Annotated in this window: 18 protein-coding genes; 13 read left to right on the top strand and 5 right to left on the bottom strand. The window is 65.2% G+C overall.

Annotated elements, in window-relative coordinates; translation table 11 throughout:
- Positions 1 to 220: 220 nt before the first annotated feature.
- The 4 genes from HNP55_RS24785 (at position 221) to HNP55_RS09300 (ending at position 5580) form a co-directional block, all read left to right on the top strand.
- On the top strand, positions 221 to 889 hold the full coding sequence (locus tag HNP55_RS24785; protein ID WP_184298509.1) for a DUF6531 domain-containing protein: 669 nt from the start codon (positions 221 to 223) through the stop codon (positions 887 to 889).
- Entirely contained in the window at positions 886 to 4602 is a 3717-nt protein-coding gene (locus tag HNP55_RS09310; protein WP_184298507.1) for an RHS repeat protein, read from the top strand. Before HNP55_RS24785 ends, HNP55_RS09310 begins: the two co-directional genes overlap by 4 nt.
- The gene (locus HNP55_RS09305; protein WP_184298505.1) at positions 4599 to 4919 is read left to right on the top strand and encodes a hypothetical protein; all 321 of its coding nucleotides are present in this window, start codon (positions 4599 to 4601) and stop codon (positions 4917 to 4919) included. Before HNP55_RS09310 ends, HNP55_RS09305 begins: the two co-directional genes overlap by 4 nt.
- 292 nt (positions 4920 to 5211) lie before the next feature.
- Positions 5212 to 5580, top strand: coding sequence for a VOC family protein (locus tag HNP55_RS09300; protein ID WP_184298503.1), 369 nt, complete (start codon positions 5212 to 5214; stop codon positions 5578 to 5580).
- 1 nt (position 5581) lies between these two features.
- Here the strand turns inward: HNP55_RS09300 and HNP55_RS09295 are convergent, their stop codons facing one another.
- Together HNP55_RS09295 and HNP55_RS09290 are read right to left on the bottom strand one after the other, a co-directional pair.
- Positions 5582 to 6865 carry an AmpG family muropeptide MFS transporter gene (locus tag HNP55_RS09295; RefSeq protein WP_184298501.1) on the bottom strand — a complete coding sequence of 428 codons (1284 nt, stop codon included), beginning with the start codon at positions 6863 to 6865 and terminating at the stop codon, positions 5582 to 5584.
- A complete protein-coding gene (locus HNP55_RS09290) occupies positions 6862 to 7749 on the bottom strand; it encodes an N-acetylmuramic acid 6-phosphate etherase (protein WP_184298499.1) in 888 nt (295 codons plus the stop codon). The genes HNP55_RS09295 and HNP55_RS09290 overlap by 4 nt, the downstream gene beginning before the upstream one ends.
- Before the next feature lie 250 nt (positions 7750 to 7999).
- Here HNP55_RS09290 and HNP55_RS09285 point away from each other — a divergent pair, with 250 nt between their 5' ends.
- Genes HNP55_RS09285 through HNP55_RS09275 form a run of 3 tightly spaced genes read left to right on the top strand, consistent with a single transcriptional unit; the run spans position 8000 to position 10033 of the window.
- Positions 8000 to 8287 (top strand): hypothetical protein, encoded by a 288-nt coding sequence (locus tag HNP55_RS09285; RefSeq protein ID WP_184298497.1) that lies wholly within the window; start codon positions 8000 to 8002, stop codon positions 8285 to 8287.
- A 31-nt stretch (positions 8288 to 8318) separates the two neighbouring features.
- Positions 8319 to 9221: a DUF692 domain-containing protein gene (locus tag HNP55_RS09280; RefSeq protein ID WP_184298495.1), complete on the top strand. Its 903-nt coding sequence runs from the start codon at positions 8319 to 8321 to the stop codon at positions 9219 to 9221.
- Entirely contained in the window at positions 9218 to 10033 is an 816-nt protein-coding gene (locus tag HNP55_RS09275) for a DNA-binding domain-containing protein (protein WP_184298492.1), read from the top strand. The genes HNP55_RS09280 and HNP55_RS09275 overlap by 4 nt, the downstream gene beginning before the upstream one ends.
- On the opposite strand, the gene HNP55_RS09270 is transcribed toward HNP55_RS09275, so the two are convergent.
- The 3 genes from HNP55_RS09270 to HNP55_RS09260 all read right to left on the bottom strand — a co-directional run bounded on the left by HNP55_RS09270 (position 10030) and on the right by HNP55_RS09260 (position 13141).
- Positions 10030 to 11580, bottom strand: coding sequence for a PH domain-containing protein (locus HNP55_RS09270; protein WP_184298490.1), 1551 nt, complete (start codon positions 11578 to 11580; stop codon positions 10030 to 10032). The two genes, HNP55_RS09275 and HNP55_RS09270, sit on opposite strands and share 4 nt — an antisense overlap.
- Entirely contained in the window at positions 11573 to 12082 is a 510-nt protein-coding gene (locus HNP55_RS09265; protein WP_184298488.1) for a PH domain-containing protein, read from the bottom strand. The genes HNP55_RS09270 and HNP55_RS09265 overlap by 8 nt, the downstream gene beginning before the upstream one ends.
- A gap of 69 nt (positions 12083 to 12151) precedes the next feature.
- Complete coding sequence (locus HNP55_RS09260) at positions 12152 to 13141, bottom strand: LLM class flavin-dependent oxidoreductase (protein WP_184298847.1); 990 nt, start codon at positions 13139 to 13141, stop codon at positions 12152 to 12154.
- Positions 13142 to 13359: 218 nt separating this feature from the next.
- Here HNP55_RS09260 and HNP55_RS24780 point away from each other — a divergent pair, with 218 nt between their 5' ends.
- From HNP55_RS24780 to HNP55_RS09230, 6 genes are all read left to right on the top strand, one after another.
- A complete protein-coding gene (locus HNP55_RS24780; protein WP_184298486.1) occupies positions 13360 to 14631 on the top strand; it encodes an HDOD domain-containing protein in 1272 nt (423 codons plus the stop codon).
- 86 nt (positions 14632 to 14717) lie between these two features.
- On the top strand, positions 14718 to 15302 hold the full coding sequence (locus HNP55_RS09250; protein ID WP_184298484.1) for a peroxiredoxin: 585 nt from the start codon (positions 14718 to 14720) through the stop codon (positions 15300 to 15302).
- Positions 15303 to 15377: 75 nt separating this feature from the next.
- Positions 15378 to 16196, top strand: coding sequence for a GntR family transcriptional regulator (locus HNP55_RS09245; RefSeq protein ID WP_246448300.1), 819 nt, complete (start codon positions 15378 to 15380; stop codon positions 16194 to 16196).
- Positions 16197 to 16474: 278 nt separating this feature from the next.
- The gene (aqpZ, locus tag HNP55_RS09240; RefSeq protein ID WP_184298845.1) at positions 16475 to 17167 is read left to right on the top strand and encodes an aquaporin Z; all 693 of its coding nucleotides are present in this window, start codon (positions 16475 to 16477) and stop codon (positions 17165 to 17167) included.
- A gap of 191 nt (positions 17168 to 17358) precedes the next feature.
- Positions 17359 to 17952, top strand: coding sequence for a PleD family two-component system response regulator (locus tag HNP55_RS09235; protein ID WP_184298480.1), 594 nt, complete (start codon positions 17359 to 17361; stop codon positions 17950 to 17952).
- 78 nt (positions 17953 to 18030) lie between these two features.
- The gene (locus HNP55_RS09230) at positions 18031 to 20424 is read left to right on the top strand and encodes a penicillin acylase family protein (RefSeq protein WP_184298478.1); all 2394 of its coding nucleotides are present in this window, start codon (positions 18031 to 18033) and stop codon (positions 20422 to 20424) included.
- The last annotated feature ends 3 nt before the right edge of the window (positions 20425 to 20427 follow it).

Raw genomic sequence — 20427 nt, 5'->3', positions numbered from 1 at the left:
GCGCTCAAAGTGGAATTGCTTGACCTCAGATTTCTGGATGCGCAACTGTCATGGTTGACAGGATCGGTGCGTGCAATTCAAGCCTTATTGTGAGGGCAGATGTTTTCGGTCATCGATGTCAGTCGGCAATTGATTTGGGGTGAATTGCGCAAGCCTGATCCAAGTGAAATTCATCGTTTAGGACCGGATCATGGTAATTTAGTATTATTTAGGGGGCTCAGTGAATTTCAGTACTTTGATTAAAGGCGTGAGATTTTGTATGCCAGTACCAAAGCAATTCGGCCATTTTGGATGGTTGGCTTGCGGCATTCTGTCGGTTTTTCTGGCCTATCCCGAAGCTGTTTTGGCTGTCGATCCAGAGTTTATTCCGAAGCCAGGTAGCGAGTCACAAATACCAGTTCATTTTCCTAGGGAGGAGATCAAAGGCAAGAGTGTTGAGCCGTTTGACTGGAGACGGCATGCCGAAATATCTATGGAATTCATGAATCGGGAGTTGGATGCCCGACACAATGGCACTGGAATTGGTGAGCGTGCTTTCGGTGCTAGCCCAGGAGTTTTGGCGGCAAAGCCAAGCAATAATTCGGATGATTGTCCACGTAGCGGTAATCCAGTCGTGCTGTCGAGTGGTGAAAAATACTTAAGCCAACAAGATTTTTCCGCATCGGGCCTATATGGGCTTAGCTTGCAGCGAACCTACCGCAGTGTCAAAGGCTCAGGCTGGATGTTTGGGCCGCGTTGGCTTTCAGGGCTGGAAATTAGGCCTTTACGCATCACTAAGACTGGATGCACTATAGATCCGGACTGGGGTTGTATTCCCGTATCTGCAACGGTCGTAGATATTGACGGCGTAGAGCGTGTCTACCGCCTGAATGACAGTGCATTGCTTTGAGCGCACGCACGCAGAATGAAGCTTTTTTGCGCCGAGTAGATGCCGTTGCCAGAGGGGATGGTGATGAGCAGGTTGATGCAGATACTCGACTTGAAGACGGGGTTGATGATCGAGCCTTGGCGCGAAGCCCAACGACCTTTGTTTATAGCGACGACCGTCCGCAACCGCTAGGGAGTTTGACTCATCGATATCGGGGTAATTGGAATTTGCAGGAAAAGGGTCGAACTTATGTGTACTCAGATGCTGGCTATATTCAGCGGGTATACGATGAGCGAGGGGCATTGCTTCAGAGTTTTACCTATGATGCCGCTGTACCATATCGAGTGTTAAAGATCAGCACTACCACTGGGCAGTCGGTCAGTCTGACTTGGCAAGACGATCATGTCACTCAAATCGTTGATTCATTCAGTGGGATTTGGCGCTATGAATATAAACCCAACGGTATGCTGTGGAAGGTATGGGCGCCTAGTGTTGGGGGAGCTGCATCTGATGTGCGTGAGTATTTCTACGAAAGCTCAGTTGACGCGCAACTGTTGACAGGTGTTTCGTTCAATGGCAGGCGCTACAGTAGCTATGACTACTATTCGGATCGGCGGGTCAAGGAAAGCTCCTTGGCAGGCGGAGAAGTACGCGATAGATTCAGCTATGCCAGCAACCAAACAACCGTGCTTGATGCACAAGGGCAAACGACCACGTATGCTTTTGCAAGTGTTGCTGGAAATACCAAGCTTATTGGCACTTCTAGGGCGGCTACGGCCAGTTGTGGCGCAGCCGCTGCTCAGATAGGTTATGACGGTAATGGTTATCCTGAGTACGAAATTGATTGGAAAGGGAATCGTACGAACTATCGCTTCGACGGGAGTGGTCGATTGATTGAGCAGACTACCGCTGCCGGAACCAATTTGGCGGTTACGCAAATCAATAGTTGGGTCGCATCTAAGCTCACCAGCACCCGTTTCTTGGATGCTCAAGGGACAGAAGTTTCGCGAATTGAGTTGACCCCACGTGCTGGTAGCACCGACTTTGACCGTTTGACTGAGCGTACCGAGATTGATGCAGTAAGCGGGCAACTCAGACGTACTCATTTCGACTACAGCTACCATCCAAACACAGGGCTAGCTAGCGTTGTTTCCACGGAGTCCGGCGACGAGGGGAGTCGAGTGTGGACACAGACCTTTGACGCTTTGGGTAACCTTGCGACTGTGACCAATCCGCTCGGCCAAAGTACTAGCTGGAGTTTGTACAACGGCTTAGGAAAAGCCGGGCGCATGGTCGACGTCAATGGCGTGACCACCGACTTTAGCTATGACGCCATGGGCAACTTGACGAGCGCGGTGCGAAGGCTACCGGGCGGTGATCGTCAAGTGACTTACAGCTATAACAGCTCCCGTCAGGTGTTGGATATTCGCTACCCAGATGGCCGTGTCCAGAGTTTGCGCTATACCGACTCGCTTCGATTGAATCGTATTGGGAATGCACTCCAGGAGTTTGCTCGCTTGGACATCGATGTGCCCTCCAATACAAGTAGTGTTGCCTCCAATCGAGCTACTCCCTATGTGGTTGGAGGCCAGCCTTCCTCCTCCAATCAAGGGGAATTTTTGGCAAGCAGCCAAAGTGACAGTCTTGGTCGCATATGGAAGGTCAACGGCAACGCCAGCCAGCGAATTACAAATGGCTATGACGTTAACGGCAACCTCACCAGTCGCAGCGATGCGGCAGGTCACACCAGTCGCTATGAATACGACGCACAGAACCGCCTGATCACCAGCATCGCGCCAAACGGCGACACCACGCGCATGCACTACAACGCCCGCGGTCAGCTTGAATATGTGGATGACCCCCGCAGCCTGCGCACTAGCTATACCTACAATGGTTTTGGCGACAAGCTCTCGCAAATCAGTCCAGACACCGGCACCACCAACTACAGCTATGACAACTGGGGCCGCATGCTCACCGAGACCAAGGCCAATGGCCAGGTCACCAGCTATGCTTGGGATGCGCTGAACCGAATGACTTCGCGCAGTTCGGGTGGTGTCACCGAGTCCTTTGGTTACGATGCCGGCGCTTACGGCAAAGGCCGCCTTACCAGCTTCAGCGACGCCTCCGGCAACACCAGCTACGAATACAGTGCCGCTGGCGAGTTGATCAAGCAAACCCAGGTAACGGCCGGCCAGACCCTGGTTACGAGCTGGAACTACGACACTGCAGGCCGCCTCACCGGCATGAGCTATCCCACCGGCCTGTCACTCAGCTACAGCTACGACACCTACGGCCGCTTGAGCGGCATCAGCAGCAACCACACGGGCAGCTGGAGCAGCCTGGCCAGTAACTTCCTCTACCAGCCCGCCACAGACCGGCGCTACGCCTGGCGCTTCGGCAACGGCCTGCCGCGCCTGATCACGCTGGACACTGACGCTCGCATCAGCCAACTCGACAGCCAAGGCGCCCACAAGCTCAGCTACGACTACAACAACAACGACACCGTCTGGCGCATCAACGACCTCATTTACGGTGGACAGACCAACACCCTGAGCTACGACGCCAACGATCGCGTCACCGCAGCCAGCAGCAATAGTGCGATGGGCAGCCACAGTTTTGCCTGGGACGGTGTGGGCAACCGCAGCAGCCAGACCGCCGCAGGCGGCTACCTCAGCCACGGCATGGCCAGCAACAGCAACCGCCTGATGTCGGTCAGCGGCGGGCAGTGGCGCAATTTCGGGTACAACGCGGTGGGCAATGTCTCCATAGAAAGTCGCTGGGACGGCAACCGAACTTTTGGCTACGACAGCTTCAACCGCATGAACAGCGCCACGATCAACGGGGCCTTGAACCTGTACGTCCAGAATGCGTTCAACCAGCGCGTTATCAAAGCTACACCGTCCACCTACACCCGCTATGTCTACGGCCCTGGCGGCGAACTGCTGGCCGAGATCGGCCCCAGCACCACAAGCTATGTCTGGCTCGGTGGAGAACTCTTGGGCCTGGTCCGCAACGGCCAGTTCTATGCCAGCCACAACGATCATCTGGGCCGCCCCGAAGTCATCACCAACGCTGCTGCCCAAGTGGCTTGGCGGGCCGTGAACACGGCCTTTGATCGACAAGTCGTTCAAGACTCCATCGGCGGCATGAACATTGGCTACCCGGGGCAGTATTTCGATAACGAGACAGGGCTGTGGAACAACTGGCATCGCTACTATGACGCGCAGTTGGGGAGGTATTTGCAGAGTGATCCGATTGGGTTGGCGGGGGGGATCAATACGTATGCATATGTTGGGGGAAATCCCGTGAGCAGCATTGATCCTGAAGGACTGTGGTCGTTTACCTTTGGTGCGTATGCAGGCCCTGGGTTTCAAATTACCGGCGGAAATGCAAATGGCAACGGCTTTATGACGGTACGTGTCGGATTTGGGGCTGGAGGTGGCTTTTCTTACAACCCCAAGGGTGGATTGCCCGGAGAAGCACCTGAAGATCCTTCGAAGGGAGGAGTCATTGCAGCTTGCAGCGCAAAGGCGAGCTTCAACGCTGGGCCACTTCAGGCCAGCGCCGAGGTCGGTGGTGCCCGCAATTACAACAACGGCACGTCCTCAATGATTTCCCCGTTCTCAAGTAACGGTCGATTCAGCAACGGTTGGCTTGGGAGCGGGTCCATTTGGAATTTGAACGCCAATGCGAACGTGGGGGCGCAGATCACCATTTACTCTGGTAAGCCATGAATCCAGAGATGCGTCATCGAGTTGAGTGGTACGCCGGAGCAAGCGTCTTTGTTGCCTTTATTGCCGCGCATTTCATGTTCGGCGCGAAGGCGGCTGTGAAAGTTCTAGGTGTTGCTTGCGTGGCGACCGGGCTCCTGTGGATATTTCGGCGGTCCGTGCCGGTGGGTGTTGAAGGGCAAGCGCCTTCCTTCTACCTGAGAGGCTGGGGCGCTATTTTTGCGGGTTTGGCAATGCTTGCAGTTGGCGTACTGCTGTTGTCTTACTCGGCGGTTGCTGTGTGTTTGCTTGACTGGGGCTCTGCCGGTGAATGCCCTTGAGCCCCTCGGGTTGGCCGGTGACAACACGTATGCATATGTCGGGGGGGAATCCGCTGAGATTTACGGACCAGCAAGGACTCTACGCAAACGTCGCAATTGGCGTCGGAATTCGAGTCATTGGTGGTCGTGCTTTGGCTGGAGCAATTGGTGTGACGGCGCGCGCCTTGAGCTTTGTCGCGCGTGCCATCGGGCAGCATGCCCAACGCCAGGTAAATGGCTTTGTTGCGTATCACGACGAACAGGCTTGATCGCAGCTAAGCTGTGCCTTCCTCAAGCTCACCAGGAGTCCCGCATGATTGGCTACACCACCCTTGGCACCAATGATCTGCCCCGCGCTGCGGCCTTTTACGATGAGTTGTTTGCCGTCATCGGCATCAAGCGCATCATGGATTTCGGGCGTGGCTATGCCTGGGGCACGGGCATGGACAAACCCGGCTTCGGCGTCATGACGCCCTTCAACGAGCAGGCCGCCACCGTGGGCAATGGCGTGATGGTGGCCCTGGTGGTGGACAGCAAGGAGAAGGTGCAGGCCGTCCACGCCAAGGCCCTGGCCCTGGGCGGCAAGGACGAGGGCGCCGTGGGCCCGCGCGGCGAGGGTTTTTACGCAGGCTACTTCCGTGATCTGGACGGCAACAAGCTCAACGTCTTCTGCCTGGGCTGAGTCAAGCCTCTTTCTTCCCAAACCCCTCCGGCACGCGGATCCGGCTGGCCATGAAGAAGGAGGGGATGGTGGCCACCAGCACCCAGATGAAGAAGTGCAGATAGCCCAGCTGCTCTTGCAGCCAGCCGCTCCACATGCCTGGGATCATCATCCCTAAGGCCATGAAGCCGGTGCAGATGGCGTAGTGGGCCGTCTTGTGCTTGCCCTCCGCCACCAGAATCATATACATCAGATAGGCGGTGAAGCCCAGGCCATAACCGAATTGCTCGACGGCCAGGGCGATGCTGATCAAGGCCAGGCTGCCGGGGTGATGCAGGGCCAGCAGTACAAAGGCGAGATTGGGCACATGCATGGCCAGCACCAGGGGCCAGAGCGCCCGCTTGAGGCCGATGCGGGAGATCACCCAGCCGCCGCTGAGGCCGCCCAGGGTCAGGGCGGTCAGGCCGACGGTGCCGTAGGCGATGCCCACCTCCTTGGTCGTCAGGCCCAGGCCGCCGGCGGCTGTGCTGTCCAGCAAAAAGGGCGAGGCCAGCTTGAGCAGCTGCGCTTCGGGGAAGCGGTAGAGCAGCAAAAAGCCCAGGATCACCCAGATGCCCGGCTTGCGGAAGAATTCGGCAAAGACCTTGAAGAAGTCCTGGATCAAAGCCCCCGCGTCCTGGCTGCCCTGGCCGCGCGTGTCGGCCGCCGGGCGGGGCAGGCAGAACAAGTGGTAGACGGCCATGGCCACGAAAAAGGCCGCCAGCACGCCGAACACCAGGGCCCAGGCCGTCGCCATGCTGCCGCTGCGCTCTTGTAACTCGCCAGCCAGATAGACCAGGCCGCCCTGGCCACCGATATTGGCCAGGCGGTAGAAGGTGGAGCGCACGCCGACAAAGGCCGCTTGTTGGTGCTGGGGCAGGGCCAGCATATAGAAGCCGTCGGCGGCGATATCGTGCGAGGCCGAGGCAAAAGCCATCAGCCAGAACACGGCCAGTGTCATCTTGAAGGCCTGCGGGCCGGGTATCGTCAAGGCCACCATGGCCAGCGCCGCGCCGATCAGGAATTGCAGGGCCACGATCCAGGCCCGCTTGGTGTGGAAGAGCTCGATCAGCGGCGACCACAGCGGCTTGATGACCCAGGGCAGGTAGAGCCAGCTGGTGTAGAGCGCGATATCGGTGTTCGAGAACCCCAGGTTCTTGTACATGATGACCGACAGCGTCATCACCACCACATAGGGAAGGCCTTGGCCGAAGTAGAGGCTGGGGATCCAGCGCCAGGGGCTGTTGTGTTCTATGTTCTTGTTCATGAAGGATGTTGCAAGGCCTGGCGCACGCTGCCCTGGGCAGCATCCAGGGCGGCGCGCGCCTGCGCCACCGTCAGCCCCAATTTGAGGGCCACGATGGCGACTTTGACATGGTGTTCGCACTGCGCCAGCACGGCCGCCGCACGCAGCGGGTCGGCGCCCGTGGCCCGCATTGTCAGGGCCAGGGCGCGCTGCCGCAGTTTGGCATTGCTGGGTCGCAGATCCACCATCAGATTGCCATAAACCTTGTTCAGCCTGACCATCAGGGCGCTGGAGAAGGTGTTCAGCGCCATCTTCTGGGCGCTGCCCGCCTTCAGCCGGGTGCTGCCCGAGATCACCTCGGCCCCGGTGTCCAGGGTGATGCCGATATCGGCCTGGGCCGTCAGCGGCGCGCCGGGGTTGTTGGCAAAGCCCAGGCAGAGGGCGCCGGCGGCGCGGGCCGCCCGCAAGGCGCCCAGCACATAGGGCGTGGCGCCCGAGGCGGCCAGCAGCAAGACCACGTCGTTGGCGTCGGGCTGCAGGCCGGCCAGATCGGCCGCGCCCTGGGGGCCGTCGTCCTCGGCGCCTTCCACCGCCACAAACATGGCCGAGCGGCCGCCGGCCAGCAAGGCCAAGGCGCGTTCCTGCGGCCAGGAAAAGGTGGGGTAGAGCTCCACGCTGTCCAGCACGCCCAGCCGGCCCGAGGTGCCGGCGCCCACATAGATCAGCCGGCCGCCGGCGGCGATGCGGGGCAGGGCGGCCGCCACCGCCGCCGCCAGCTGGGGCGCGGCGGCTTGCACGGCCTGCACGGCCTGCAGCTGGTCTTGCACAAAAGCGTCCACCAGCTCGGGCAGGGCGTAGAGGTCCAGCTCGGTGTGGAGGCTGCTGGCTTGTTCGGTATTCAGCATGGCGGCAAGAGGAAAGAGAAAGAAAGAAGCGGGCTTGGCCGGATTCTGGTGACAGGGCCGTGCTTGCGCCAATCATCAGCGGCGCGGCGCTCATAACCCTAGCTCATCCGTCCGCCGGTGGCGGGCCCAAAAGTTTTTTTGCAAACGCTGTAAGGCGGGCCCGGCCTGTGGCGACAGAAGTCCCGCAGACGCATTCCTGCAGCTGCAAAGAAGACCTCGATCCCTCCCAACTTTCTAACGGAATCTCACCATGCAAACCACCACCACCACATCCGCTTCCTTCAAGTCCCTGGCCACCGGCCTGAGCCTGGCCGCGGCCGCCGCCACCCTGTTCGCCGGCGCCGGCTTCAGCACCGCCGCCCAGGCCGCCGACGAAGGCATGGTCAAGTGTTCGGGCATCAATAGCTGCAAGGGCACGTCGGAGTGCAAGACCGCCAAGAGCGAGTGCAAGGGCCACAACAGCTGCAAGGGCCAGGGCTGGGTCGGCAAGAAGTCGGCCGAAGAATGCGCCAAGGACGGCGGCAAGGTCCTGAAGTAAGGCGCGCCCCCAAGGCCTCACCGCGATCCGTATGAAACCGACTCTGCCCACCCCGCCGCTCAACAGCGCCCTCTTGCAAGGCTTCGGCCTGGGTTTGCGGACCGAACACTATGCGGATTTCGGCGAGGCCCTGGCCCCCGGGCTGCGGCCCGACTGGCTGGAAATCATTTCCGAGAACTATATGGTGCCGGGCGGCAAGCCCTTGCACCACCTGGATCGCATCCGGCGCGACTACCCCATGGTCATGCACGGCGTGTCCCTGTCGATTGGCAGCAGCGACCCGCTGGATCTGGACTATCTGCGCGACCTGAAGGCCCTGGCCCGGCGCGTGCAGCCGGCCTGGGTGTCGGACCACCTCTGCTGGACCGGTGTGGACCATCAGAACCTGCACGATCTGCTGCCCATGCCCTATACCCAGGCCGCGCTGGCCCATCTGCTGCCGCGCATTGCGCAGGTGCAGGAAATTCTGCAGCGCCCCCTGGTGCTGGAGAACGTGTCCAGCTATGTCCGTTTTGCCGCCGACGAGATGAGCGAGGCCGAGTTTGTGGCCGAGCTGCTACGGCGCAGCGGCTGCCAACTGCTGCTGGACGTCAACAATGTCTATGTCTCCAGCCGCAACCATGGTTTCGACCCCCATGCCTATATCGACCGCATGCCGGCCGGGCAGGTGGTGCAGATCCATCTGGCCGGCCACGAGGACCGCGGCGAGATGATCCTGGACACCCACGATGCCCCCGTCTGCGAGGCCGTCTGGCAGCTCTACGTCTACACCTTGCTGCGCCTGGGGCCCAAACCCACCATGATCGAGCGCGACGACAAGATCCCGCCCCTGCACGAGCTGCTGCAGGAGCTGAACCAGGCCCGCCAGCTGGCCGCCCATGCCCTGGCCCAGCCGCGGCGCAGCCTCAGCCCCAAAGACCTGAGCCCGGCATGAGCGAATTGCAAAACCAGCAGCAGGCCCTGCGTGTATGCCTGCAAGAACCCGAGACGGATCTGGCCCTGGCCCGGGGCCAGACCCTGCTGCGGCCGGGCAGGGAGGGCAGCGCCGGCCTGCTGGCCTATCGCGAGGCCTACCGGGCTCGCCTGGTGGCGGCCCTGCGTGACAACTACACCGTGCTGCAGCGCCTGCTGGGCGATGAGGACTTTGACAAGCTGGCCCTGCGCTATCTGCAGGTCCTGCCCTCGCGCCAGCCCTCGATACGCTGGTTCGGTGACAAGCTGGTCGAATTCCTCGCCGGGCCGCTGTACGAGGCCGAGCGGGTCCATCCGGCCCTGATCGATTTCGCCCGCATGGACTGGGCCTTGCGCACGGCTTTCGACGGCCCGCATGCGCCGCCCTTCCAGGCCGCAAGCCTGGCCGGGTTGGCGCCCGAGGCCTGGGCCGGCCTGCGGTTTGAGTTGCAGCCCAGCGTGCAACTGCTGCGCCTGGGCTGGGCGATAGAGCCCAGCTGGCGCCTGCTGCGCGCCTGGGAGCCCGATAGCTTTGATGCCGCGCCCGAGCTGCCCGAGCCGCAAGCCCATGCCCATGTGCTGCTGGTCTGGCGTCAGGATCTGGAGACGCGCTGGCGCTCGTTGGCGCCCGCCGAGGCCAGACTGCTGCAGGCCGTGGCGGCGGGCCAGCCCTTTGCCGCCCTGTGCGAGCTGGCCTTGGCCGATCTGCCCCCCGGCCAGCCTCCGCAAGCCGCCGCGCAAGCCGTGCTCGATGCCTTGGGCGGCTGGGTGGCCGAGGGTCTGCTGGCGGCTTAGCGGCCTAGCCGCTCCCACAGGCGCTGGCGCAGGCCCTGCGCTACGTCGGCGGGGAGGAAGGGAATGTCCAGCGCCCGCCGCTGGCTGCTGCCGCCCTGGGTGTCGGTCTGCAGATGCTGCATGCCGAAGCAACGATCCAGACCCGAGCTGTAGTGGCGCAGGCTCTGCAGGCGCGCGGCCGCCACGATGACCCAGCGCTGCGTCAGCGCCCCGCTGCGGAATAGCAGCAGGCTGCCTTCACCCACTTCTTCCGCTTCACTCACTTCGGCCCAGGCGGCAAAGCGCGCCCAGGCGATGGCATGCCAGACCCACAGCCCCGTCAGCGGCAGCAGGCCGCCGGCCAGGGGCAGGGCGGGCCAGTCCCGCCATCCTGCAACAGCCAGCAGCAGCAAGAGCAGGGGCAGCAGCCAGCGGGCCTGGCCCAAGAGCCGGCGCTGGGCCGTGCGCGGGTGCAGGGGCTGCCACTGCAGGGCCGGCCAGTCCAGCTGCGGCAGGCAGAGCTTGAGCAAGGCCTGCGCCTGGGCCGGTGTGGCGATGGGGGCCAGCTCATGCAACTGGCCCGAGCTTTCCAGCCCATGCTCCTTGCCCAGCTTGCCGCCGGCCACCTGCACCTCCAGCCGGCAGCGGCCGAAGCGGCGGTGCAGCCAGCTCTGCACCAGCTCGAAGCGCTGCAGGCGCGGCAAGCGCGCGCCGGCCCGCACCTGGGTCAGCAGGCCGTGGCGGGCCAGCAGTTTTTCACCGTCCAGCTCCAGGCGGAAGTCGTGGTATTTCAGCAAGGCCCAGGCCACGGAGAGGCCGCGCAACAGAATCAGCGCCGCCGGCAGACCCAATAGCGTGGCCAGGACCAGGCCCTGCCAATGCTGCAGCGCCAGCTCGGTCGTCAGCTGTTGGCGCAGCCAGCGCAGCGGCATTTCGATCTGATTGAAGAACAGCTTGCGGCCGGCCTCGTTATGCATCAGCGCGCCCGTCAGCAGGGCCACCATCACCATGCCGTGGTTGGAGATCAGGCCCAGGCGCAAGAGCTCGGGCGTGGGCAGCTGGAGCAGGGGCCGGGCGGTGGGGCCGCTGCTGGCTGGGCTCGGCTGTGCCGGCTGTTCGCCCGCGCCGCGCAGCAAGGCCTCCAGGGCCAGCGCTTGCTGCATGCCCAGCACCTTCATCACCGCCTCGGGCTTGCCGCCGGAGGCCGAGTCCAGGCGCAACTCGGCCACACCCAGCAGGCGGTGGAAGGCATTGCGGCGCAGATGGATGTTGTGGATGCGGGCAAAGGGCACGTGGCGCTGGGTCTTGTCCAGCAGGCCGTCGCGGATCAGCAGCTCGCCCGGATGCAGCTCGTAGCGATAGACCCAGGCCTGCAGCAGCGACCACAGGGCCAGGCCGACCAAGGGGATCAGCGCCCACATCACCCAGGCCTCCTCGCGCCGGCCCAGGAAGAGGAAGGCGATCAGGGGCAGGGCCAGTTCCTTGAGCATGCCGGCCATGCCGAACAAGCAGGACAGGGGATGCAGCCGCCCTGGCTCCGGAGCGGCTGGGGCGAGCGGCTCAGTCATGCTCGGGCGCCGCCTTCAGCCGCGGCAGCAAGGCTTCGCGCAAGGCCTGGGCCTGGGCCAGGGGCAGGCCGTGGATGCGGGTCTTGTGATCGTGCGTGCCGGCCGTGTGCAGGCTCAGGCTGGCCATGCCCCAGCGGCGGTCCAGCGGGCCCTGGCTCAGGTCCAGATGCTGGAGCCTGGCCATGGGCACCCAGACCTCGCTGCGCCACCACACGCCCTGGTTCAGCACCACGCCCTCCTCGGGCAGCCAGCGCGCCTGGTAGGCGGCGAAATAGCGGGTGGCATAACGCCAACTACAAGCGGCGGCTAGGGGCAGCAAAGTCAGGGCCAACCAGGCCCAGGGCCGCGGCGCCCAGAGCAGCCCCGGCAGGGCCAGCAGGCCGGCCGCCAGCAGGGCGGCGGCCAGGCTGCGCAGGCGTATCAGCCACAGCAGGCCGGGCAGCTTGGCCAGCGCCTGGCCTGTTGTTTCTTCCTGGGGCAGGGCTGGGGCGGTTTCGGGCATGCGCAGGACTTTCTTGTGGCGATGGACCGGCCTGGCCGGCCGGCGCATTCTGCCCTGCCCGTGGGCGGATCAGTCTTGGCTCAGCCTTGCCAGCAGCTCGTAGGAGCGCAGCCTGGCGTCGGCATCATGCACGGCGCAGGCGACGATGAACTCGTCCGCCCCGGTGCGGGCTTGGGTGGCGCGCAGGGCCGCCCGCACCGTCAGGGGTGAGCCCACGATGGACTCGGCCAGCATGCGGGCCACGCCGGCTTTTTCGGCCTCGTTCCAGCGCCCGTCCATGCTGTCCACCGGCCGCGGCAGGGGGCCGCGCTGGCCGCGCTGCATGCCCAGAAAGCGCTGCTGCAAGGAGCTGAAGAGGTAGGCCGCCTCGGCATCGCTGTCGGCCACCACCACATTCAGCCCCACCATGGTCTGGGGTTGGGGCTGGGCGGCGCTGGGCCGGTACTGGGCGCGGTAGAGGTCCAGGGCCTGCTGCAGCAGCTCGGGTGCGAAATGCGAGGCAAAGGCAAAGGGCAGGCCCAGATAGGCGGCCAGCTGGGCGCTGTACAGGCTGGAGCCCAAGAGCCAGATCGGCACCTCGCTGCCCTGGCCGGGGATGGCCCGCACCGCCTGGCCCTCGCGGGCCGGGGCCAGATAGGCTTGCAGCTCCAGCACGTCCTCGGGGAAGCGGTCCTCGCTGGCGCTGCTGAGGTGGCGGCGCAGGGCCCGCATGGTGGCCTGGTCGGTGCCGGGCGCGCGGCCCAGGCCCAGGTCGATGCGGCCGGGGAAGAGGGTGGCCAGGGTGCCGAACTGCTCGGCAATCACCAGCGGCGCATGGTTGGGCAGCATGATGCCGCCCGAGCCCACGCGAATGCGCTGGGTCGCCGCCGCCAGCTGGCCCACCAGCACGGCCGTGGCCGAGCTGGCCACGCCCTCCATATTGTGGTGTTCGGCCACCCAGAAGCGCCGGTAGCCCAGGGTCTCGGCATGCTGAGCCAGGCGCAGGCTCTGGCGCAAGGCCGTGCCGGCATCGCCGCCCTCCACGATGGGGGCGAGGTCGAGGATGGAGAGCGGGGGCAGTGGCGATGCGTTCATGCCCGCAGTCTAGTGTGGTGTTTTTGGACTTTTTTCACGCGGCCGCCCTCTGGCCGCACAAATGCCCGGTTGCCGAGGGCTTTCTCGGGCTTTGCCCGGGCGCGCCAGATGCGACGCTAGCGCCAATGATGCTGACTCGACTCGTCCGTTTGTTTCGCGGCCCCCGGCCTTCTGCGCCGGCGCCCGCGCCCGCAGCCCTGCCGGTGCGAACTGCCCTGCCCAAGCCCGCCGCGAACGGCGAGGCCGGCCTATGCACCGTCGTCGGCGCGCGCCGCCCCCTGGTCTCGGCCAAGGGCGCCCTGGCCGGTTTTGATTTCCAGCTGGGTGAGGCCTTGCTGGCCCGCCTGCTGCAGCGCCGCGATGCCGCCGCCGGAGCCGCCCAGTGCGGGGCCTTGCTGGCCGCCATGCGCCAGTGCATACAGCAGGGCTTTGTGGCCTTGACCGAGCTGCCCCTGGCCTGGTTGCTGCGCTGCGAGCAGCCCGGCGTGGTCTTGCCGGGCATGTATCTGCTGATCCGCCCCGGCGCCGAGATGCCGGCCGCCGAGCAGGCGCAAGCCCTCTTGGGACGGCTGCGCCAGGGCGGCGCCCTGCTGGGCTGGCGCCTGGAGCATGCGCCCGCCCTGGCGGCCCTGGGCCGGCCGGACTTCATCGTCCCGGTCCTGCAGAACGGCGGTACCGGTCAGGGCGAGATGAGCGAGGCCGCGCGCCGCCATGCCCTGCGCCTGGCCGGCCAGAGCTATCCCCAGACGCCGGGCCTGCCCCTGCTGCTGCTGGACCTGCCCGATGTGGATGCGATGGAGGCCTTGCTGGCCCCGCCCGTGGCCCTGGCCACCTGCCGGCTGGACGCCGGGAGCGGCGAGCTCGCCGCCGGCCATGTGCTGCCGCCGCAGGCGCGCGCCCTGATGCAGTTGCTGGCCCGCCTGGTGCGCGACGAAGACGTGGCCCTGCTGGCCGCCGACATCAAGGCCGATGCGGCGCTGAGCGTGCGCATGCTGCAATACCTGAACAGCGCGGGGGCCACGCCGGGCCGGACGCTGGAGTCCATCGAACAGGCGGTGATGGTGCTGGGCCGCGACGCCCTGTACCGCTGGACCTCGCAGATGCTGATCCGGCTCTCACCCGCCCGCCCCGCCGTGCAGGCCTTGCAGGCCCTGGCCCTGGCGCGCGCCCGCCTGCTGGAAATGCTGGCCCGCGCCGCCGGTGATGCCCGGCCCGAGGCGCTGTACCTGCTGGGCCTGGCCTCGGTCCTGCCCCAGTTGCTGCACTGCAGCCCGGCGGAGGCGGCCGCGATGTTGCAACTGCCCGCCGAGGCCAGCCAGGCCTTGCTGGCGCAGGCCGGCCCCTGGGCACCCTATCTGCAGATGGCCCAGGCCCTGGACGCGGCCGAGACCGAGCAGGTCAATGCCCTGGCCATGCCTTTCGGTGGCTTGCAGGCGGTGCAGGCCATGTCGATCAAGGCCTGGCTGCCGGACTGAGCCGGCGGATGCCAAGGTCTTTCGGCGGGTTTTCAACGCGTAGGCGGGCAAACAGGCATGATCCAGCTTCTTCTGAAAGCCCGCCCATGCCCAAGCCCTTGACCCCCACCGCCCTGGCCCGCCGCTGGGCCTGCTTGGCGGCCCTGAGCCGGCCGTTTCTGCCGGTCTATGCCGCCCTGCCCGTGGGCGCGCCGGCGCCCGACTTCAGGGCCGAGGCCGCGCTGGCCGGCAAGCCCTTTCCGTTCCATCTGGCCGAGGCCCTCAAAAAAGGCCCGGTGGTCTTGTACTTCTACCCCAAGGCCTTCACCAGCGGCTGCACCCTGGAGGCGCATCAGTTTGCCGAGGCCAGCGAGCAGTTCGAGCAACTCGGCGCCAGCGTCATCGGCATTTCCAATGATTCCATCGAGACCTTGACGAAGTTCTCGGTCGAGGCCTGCCGCAACAAATTTGCCGTGGCGGCCGACGCCGGTGCCCGGGTGATGAAGGACTACGACGCCAAGCTGCTGCTGATGCCGGGCACGGCCGACCGCATCTCCTATCTGATCAGCAGCGAGGCCCGCATCGTCGCCGTCCATGCCAGCCTGAACGCCGAGGGCCATGTGGCGGCGATGTTGAAGGCCGCCCAGGCCCTGACGGCCGGCAAGGCCAAATCCACCCAGAACAAACCCTGAGCGTGCGAGCAGCGCCTGCCGCCGGGCGCTTTGTGGGTCAGAATGCCCAGCCCTGCTGTTGCCAAGGATTTTTTCTTGAGAGCCCCCACCCTTGTGTTTGACCCGGATGCCGCCCATGGCACCGAGTGCGCCGAGCCTGATCCGTCCGGATCCGGCCGCGCCGGCCTGGTCGAGGAGGTGGCTCATGTATTGCGCCAGCGTATTTACGGCAGCATTTACCGGCCCGGCGAATTGCTGCGCCAGGTGCAGCTGTCGGAAGAGCTGAACGTCAGCCGCACGCCCTTGCGCGAGGCCTTGCGCCTGCTGCAAAGCGAAGGCCTGGTCGTGCCCGAGGGCGCGCGTGGCGTCAGCGTCGTGCGCCTGGAGGGCTCGCGCCTGCTGAATGCCTTTGCCCTGCGCGAGATGCTGGACGGCCTGGCCGCCCGCCAGGCCGCCGAGCGCGGCGCCCAGCGCGCCGAGGCCGAGCTGGGTAGCCTGGTGGCCCGGCAGCGCGCCGCCATCAGCCCCTGGCAGCCGGCCGAGTATGTGCGCCTGAATGTGGAGTTCCATGCCCGCATCATCGAGCTCTCGGGCAATGAGTTCTTGCGCGGCCAGATGAGTCTGGTGCGCATGACCTCGACGATCTTCGCGCCCACGGTGCTGATCAGCCCGGAGCGCGCCAGCCTGGCCATCGATGAACACCGCAAGGTGGTGGACGCGATCAAGAACGGCCGCGCCGCCGAGGCCGAGGCGCTCAGCCGCAGCCATATCCGCGAGACCATGGCCTGCCTGGCCGAGGATCCCGGCGTGTCGCCCCGCCTGGCCGAGGCCGCCGCCTTCACCGGCGCCGCGGCCGCCACCGCGCTGGCACTCACCGCCGCCGCCAGCGCGCTGCTGCCCGCCGTGGGCTGGTAAGCCTCTGCAGCACTGGCCGGCCCCTGGCCCTAAATGACAAATTCAGCGGCACCGGCCCGGACGCCAACAAAGTCACGCCTGCGGACGCTTTCCTTCGGCCTGTCCCGTCATTGAGCGACGGTGAGGTGGCCCGCCCGGCCTGGTTGCGGCCGGGGCAGCCAGACAATCCACGCTTGTTTTGTCATAGCGCATCCGCCATCATGGCCTGCGCTGCCGGGGCGGCTGCTCCGCGGCAAATTCACGAACCTGGATCGAGATTCAACAAGAGGGTCATGACGATGAATAAATACGGTGCTGAGTTTCTGGGCACGTTCTGGCTGGTCTTGGGCGGTTGCGGCAGCGCGGTCCTGGCCGCCGCCTTCCCCGGCGTGGGCATAGGCCTGCACGGCGTGTCCCTGGCCTTCGGCCTGACGGTGCTGACCATGGCTTTTGCCGTCGGCCATATCTCGGGCGGCCATTTCAACCCGGCCGTCTCGGTGGGCCTGTGGGTGGGTGGCCGTTTCCCGGCCTCGCAGCTGCTGCCTTACATCGTGTCGCAGGTGCTGGGCGGCCTGGCCGCCGGTGGCGTGCTCTACCTGATCGCCAGCGGCAAGGCCGGCTTTGATCTGGCCGGCGGTTTTGCCTCCAACGGCTATGGCGAGCATTCGCCCGGCGGCTACAGCTTCCAGGCCGCGCTGCTGACCGAGGTCGTGATGACGGCCTTCTTCCTGCTCATCATCATGGGCGCCACCGACAAGCGCGCACCGGCCGGTTTTGCCCCCATCGCCATCGGCCTGGGTCTGACCTTGATCCACCTGATCAGCATCCCGGTGACCAATACCTCGGTCAACCCGGCCCGCAGCACGGCCGTCGCCATCTATGTGGGCGGCTGGGCGGTGCAGCAGCTGTGGCTGTTCTGGCTCGCGCCCATTGTGGGTGCGGTGCTGGGTGCTTTGGCCTACCGTTTCGTGGGAGGTGAGCAGCAGCGCTAAGCCGCAACTGCCCGCATGACAGCCGACCCCAGGGTCGGCTTTTTTGTTGCCGCTCGCCGGAATGCGGGGGCCAAGCTCGGTTTTTTCTCTAATTGGAACGGCGAATAGCGGTGTTAGATTGGGCTCCGCGCAAACAAGGCTCGATCGGGCCCCTCTTGAAGAGAATAAATGCGTCCGGAGGATAGATCACCATGTCTTTTGACCTGCCAGAACTGCTGGGCCCTTATTTGCTGCCGGCGCTGATTGCCGTACCCCTGGCCGTTGTGGTCTATTTCATCAGCGCCCGCCGCGGCGATGACAACCCGCCCGCCAGCCGCCGCGAGGCCAGGCGAGGCGAGCGCCGCAGCGAGCCGCGCGATGCCGCCGTGGCTGCGCCGCCGGCCCAGCCCAGCGCCCCGGCCGCAGCGGTGGGCCCGGCCGCCCTGCTGGTGGTGGACGATTCGGCCGTGGCGCGCGCCAAGCTGGGCAAGCTGTTCGAGGCGGCCGGCTACCAGGTCACGCTGGCCCGCGACGGGGTGGAAGCCCTGGATCGCCTGGCCGAGCAGCGCTTTGCCGTGCTGGTGACCGATCTGGAAATGCCCAATAAAGACGGCTTCGAGCTGATCGCCGCCGTGCAGGGCGGCATGGCGACCGAAGACCTGCCCATCATCGCCATCACCGGCCACGAGGAGTTGCAGACCCGGGTCCATCAGGTGCAAGGCCTTTACGGCATCTTCAAAAAGCCCTGGAATGACCGCGAACTGCTCAAACGCGTGGAGACCCTGGCCAGCCTGCCCAAGAAATAGGCCGGGTCTTCCGGGCAAGACCTGACCCTGTCAGAGTCGCCAGCAGTGTATTTGAGCTGCTTGTGCTGCAATGGGGCCATGAAATCCATGCTGAAGAAATCGCTGCTGCTCTTGCTGGCGTTGCTGCTGCTGGCCGCCCTGCTGCTGACCCTGCATCTGCGCGGCAAACGGCCGCAGCGCGAGGGAGAGTTGGCGCTGAGCGGCCTGCGGGCCGAGGTCAGTGTGCGTTACGACGAGTTCGGCGTGCCGCATATCAGCGCCGCCCATGAGGACGATCTCTACCGCGCCCTGGGCTATGTCCACGCCCAGGACCGCCTGTTCCAGATGGAGATGCTGCGCCGCCTGGCGCGCGGCGAGCTGGCCGAGGTGCTGGGCCCCAAGCTGCTGGAGACCGACCGTCTGTTCCGCACCCTGGGGATTCGCGCCCATGCCGATGCCTATGTGGCCCGCGAGTTCGCCCAGATCGACACACCGGCCAAGCGCTCGCTGATGGCGTATCTGGACGGTATCAACCAGTACCAGGCCACGCGGCCGGCGCCGCTGGAATTCGAAGTTCTGGGCCTGCCCAAGCGGCCTTTCACGCCGGCCGATACCGTCAGCGTGGCCGGTTACCTGGCCTATAGCTTTGCCGCCGCCTTCCGCACCGAGCCGGTGCTGACGCAGATCCGCGACCAGCTGGGTGCCGCCTATCTGCCCATCTTCGACCTGGCCTGGCGGCCCGACGGCGTGCTGCGCCAGGGCCTGCGCCCGGGCGACTGGCAGGATCTGGGCCGCCTGGCCCGGCTGAGCCAGAACGCGCTGGAGGCGGCCGGTCAGCCGGTGTTCGAGGGCAGCAATGCCTGGGCCATCGCCGGCAGGCGCACGCTCAGCGGCAAGCCCTTGCTGGCGGGCGACCCGCACATCCAGTTCTCCACCCCGGCAGTCTGGTACGAGGCGCATCTGCGGTCGCCGGGCTTCGAGCTTTACGGCCATTTCCAGGCCCTCAACCCGGCCGCTCTGCTGGGGCATAACGAAAAATTCGCCTGGAGCCTGACCATGTTCCAGAACGATGACATCGACCTGGTGGCCGAAAAGCTCAACCCCGCCGATCCGAACCAGGTCTGGTACCGAGGTGCCTGGGTGGCCATGCAAAGCCGCGAGGAGACGATTGTGGTCAAGGGCGCGGAGCCGCTCAAGCTCAGGCTGCGTCGCTCGCCCCACGGCCCCATCATCAACGACGCCCTGGCCGGCGCGGTGGGTGCGACCCCCATCGCGATGTGGTGGGCCTTGCTGGAAACCGAGAACCCCGTGCTGCAAGCCTTTTACGAGCTGAACCGCGCCGACACGCTGGACAAGGCCCGCCAGGCCGCCGCACAAATCCATGCGCCGGGTCTGAATGTGGTGTGGGCCGGGGCGGGTGGCGATATCGGCTGGTGGGCCGCGGCCAGGCTGCCGCAGCGGCCGGCCGGCGTGAACCCGAACTTCATCCTGGACGGCGCCTCGGGCGAGGCGGACAAGCCGGGCTTTCTGCCCTTCAGCGCCAATCCGCAGGAGGAGAACCCGGCGCGCGGCTACATCGTCTCGGCCAATCACCAGCCCGCCGGCGCGCAGCCGGTGCCGGGTTATTACAACCTCTGGGACCGGGCCGAGCGCCTGGATTCGCTGTTGCGGGACAGCAGCATCCGCTGGGCGCCGGCCAATACCCGCGCCCTGCAGCTGGATGTGCAGACGGGCTATCACCAGCGCATCCTGCGCCCGGTCCTGCCGCTGCTGCGGGCGGCGGCGCAGAGCGAGCCGGACCAGGCCTTGGTCGAGGAGCTGGCCGCCTGGGACGGCAAGTTCAGCTTGGCGCCGCGCGCGCCCGTGCTGTTCCAGCAATTCCTCTACGAGCTGGCCCATGCCGCCCTGGCCGACGAGCTGGGCGAGCAAGCTTTCGACAACCTGCGCCGCACGCGTGTGCTGGACCCCGCCCTGCCGCGCCTGCTGGCCGACCCGGACTCGCCCTGGTGGGACAAGCGTGGCACGCCCGCGGTCGAGACCCGGGCCCAGATCGTGCAGCAGGCCTGGGCCGCCACTCTGGCCCATCTGCGCAAGACCCTGGGTGCCGACAGCAAGACCTGGAGCTGGGGCGCCGCCCACACCCTGACTCACCCCCATCCCCTGGGCCAGCAACAGCCTTTGGACAAGATTTTCAATGTCGGCCCCTGGCCGGTGCCGGGCACGCGCGAGCTGCCTAACAATCTGGATGCACGGTTGGGGCCCGCGCCCTGGGCCGTGGTGACCGGCCCTTCGACCCGCCGCATCATCGACTTCGGCCAGCCCGGCCAGTCGCTGGGCATCAACCCGGTGGGGCAGAGCGGTGTGTGGGGGGACGCGCATTACGCCGATCAATCCAAGCTACATGCCCAGGGTCAGTACCGCAGCCAGCATCTGCTGGAGGCGGATGTGGCGGCCCACACGCGCAGCCGCCTGCTGCTGCGACCCCAACCCTGAGAG

The sequence above is a fragment of the Roseateles oligotrophus genome, assembly GCF_014204525.1.
Lineage (GTDB): Bacteria > Pseudomonadota > Gammaproteobacteria > Burkholderiales > Burkholderiaceae_C > Paucibacter_A > Paucibacter_A oligotrophus_A.
The sequence above is the reverse complement of the archived record's forward strand: the minus strand, read 5'-3'. Positions and strand labels throughout refer to the sequence as shown.

What these genes read in the sequence shown, in the direction of transcription:
- HNP55_RS09270 (WP_184298490.1), bottom strand. Translation starts at nt 11,580, where the DNA reads ATGACTGAGCCGCTCGCCCCAGCCGCTCCGGAGCCAGGGCGGCTGCAT.
- HNP55_RS09235 (WP_184298480.1), top strand. Translation starts at nt 17,359, where the DNA reads ATGTCTTTTGACCTGCCAGAACTGCTGGGCCCTTATTTGCTGCCGGCG.
- HNP55_RS09300 (WP_184298503.1), top strand. Translation starts at nt 5,212, where the DNA reads ATGATTGGCTACACCACCCTTGGCACCAATGATCTGCCCCGCGCTGCG.
- HNP55_RS09230 (WP_184298478.1), top strand. Translation starts at nt 18,031, where the DNA reads ATGAAATCCATGCTGAAGAAATCGCTGCTGCTCTTGCTGGCGTTGCTG.
- aqpZ (WP_184298845.1), top strand. Translation starts at nt 16,475, where the DNA reads ATGAATAAATACGGTGCTGAGTTTCTGGGCACGTTCTGGCTGGTCTTG.
- HNP55_RS09295 (WP_184298501.1), bottom strand. Translation starts at nt 6,865, where the DNA reads ATGAACAAGAACATAGAACACAACAGCCCCTGGCGCTGGATCCCCAGC.
- HNP55_RS09285 (WP_184298497.1), top strand. Translation starts at nt 8,000, where the DNA reads ATGCAAACCACCACCACCACATCCGCTTCCTTCAAGTCCCTGGCCACC.
- HNP55_RS09280 (WP_184298495.1), top strand. Translation starts at nt 8,319, where the DNA reads ATGAAACCGACTCTGCCCACCCCGCCGCTCAACAGCGCCCTCTTGCAA.
- HNP55_RS09275 (WP_184298492.1), top strand. Translation starts at nt 9,218, where the DNA reads ATGAGCGAATTGCAAAACCAGCAGCAGGCCCTGCGTGTATGCCTGCAA.
- HNP55_RS09250 (WP_184298484.1), top strand. Translation starts at nt 14,718, where the DNA reads ATGCCCAAGCCCTTGACCCCCACCGCCCTGGCCCGCCGCTGGGCCTGC.
- HNP55_RS09305 (WP_184298505.1), top strand. Translation starts at nt 4,599, where the DNA reads ATGAATCCAGAGATGCGTCATCGAGTTGAGTGGTACGCCGGAGCAAGC.
- HNP55_RS09265 (WP_184298488.1), bottom strand. Translation starts at nt 12,082, where the DNA reads ATGCCCGAAACCGCCCCAGCCCTGCCCCAGGAAGAAACAACAGGCCAG.
- HNP55_RS09290 (WP_184298499.1), bottom strand. Translation starts at nt 7,749, where the DNA reads ATGCTGAATACCGAACAAGCCAGCAGCCTCCACACCGAGCTGGACCTC.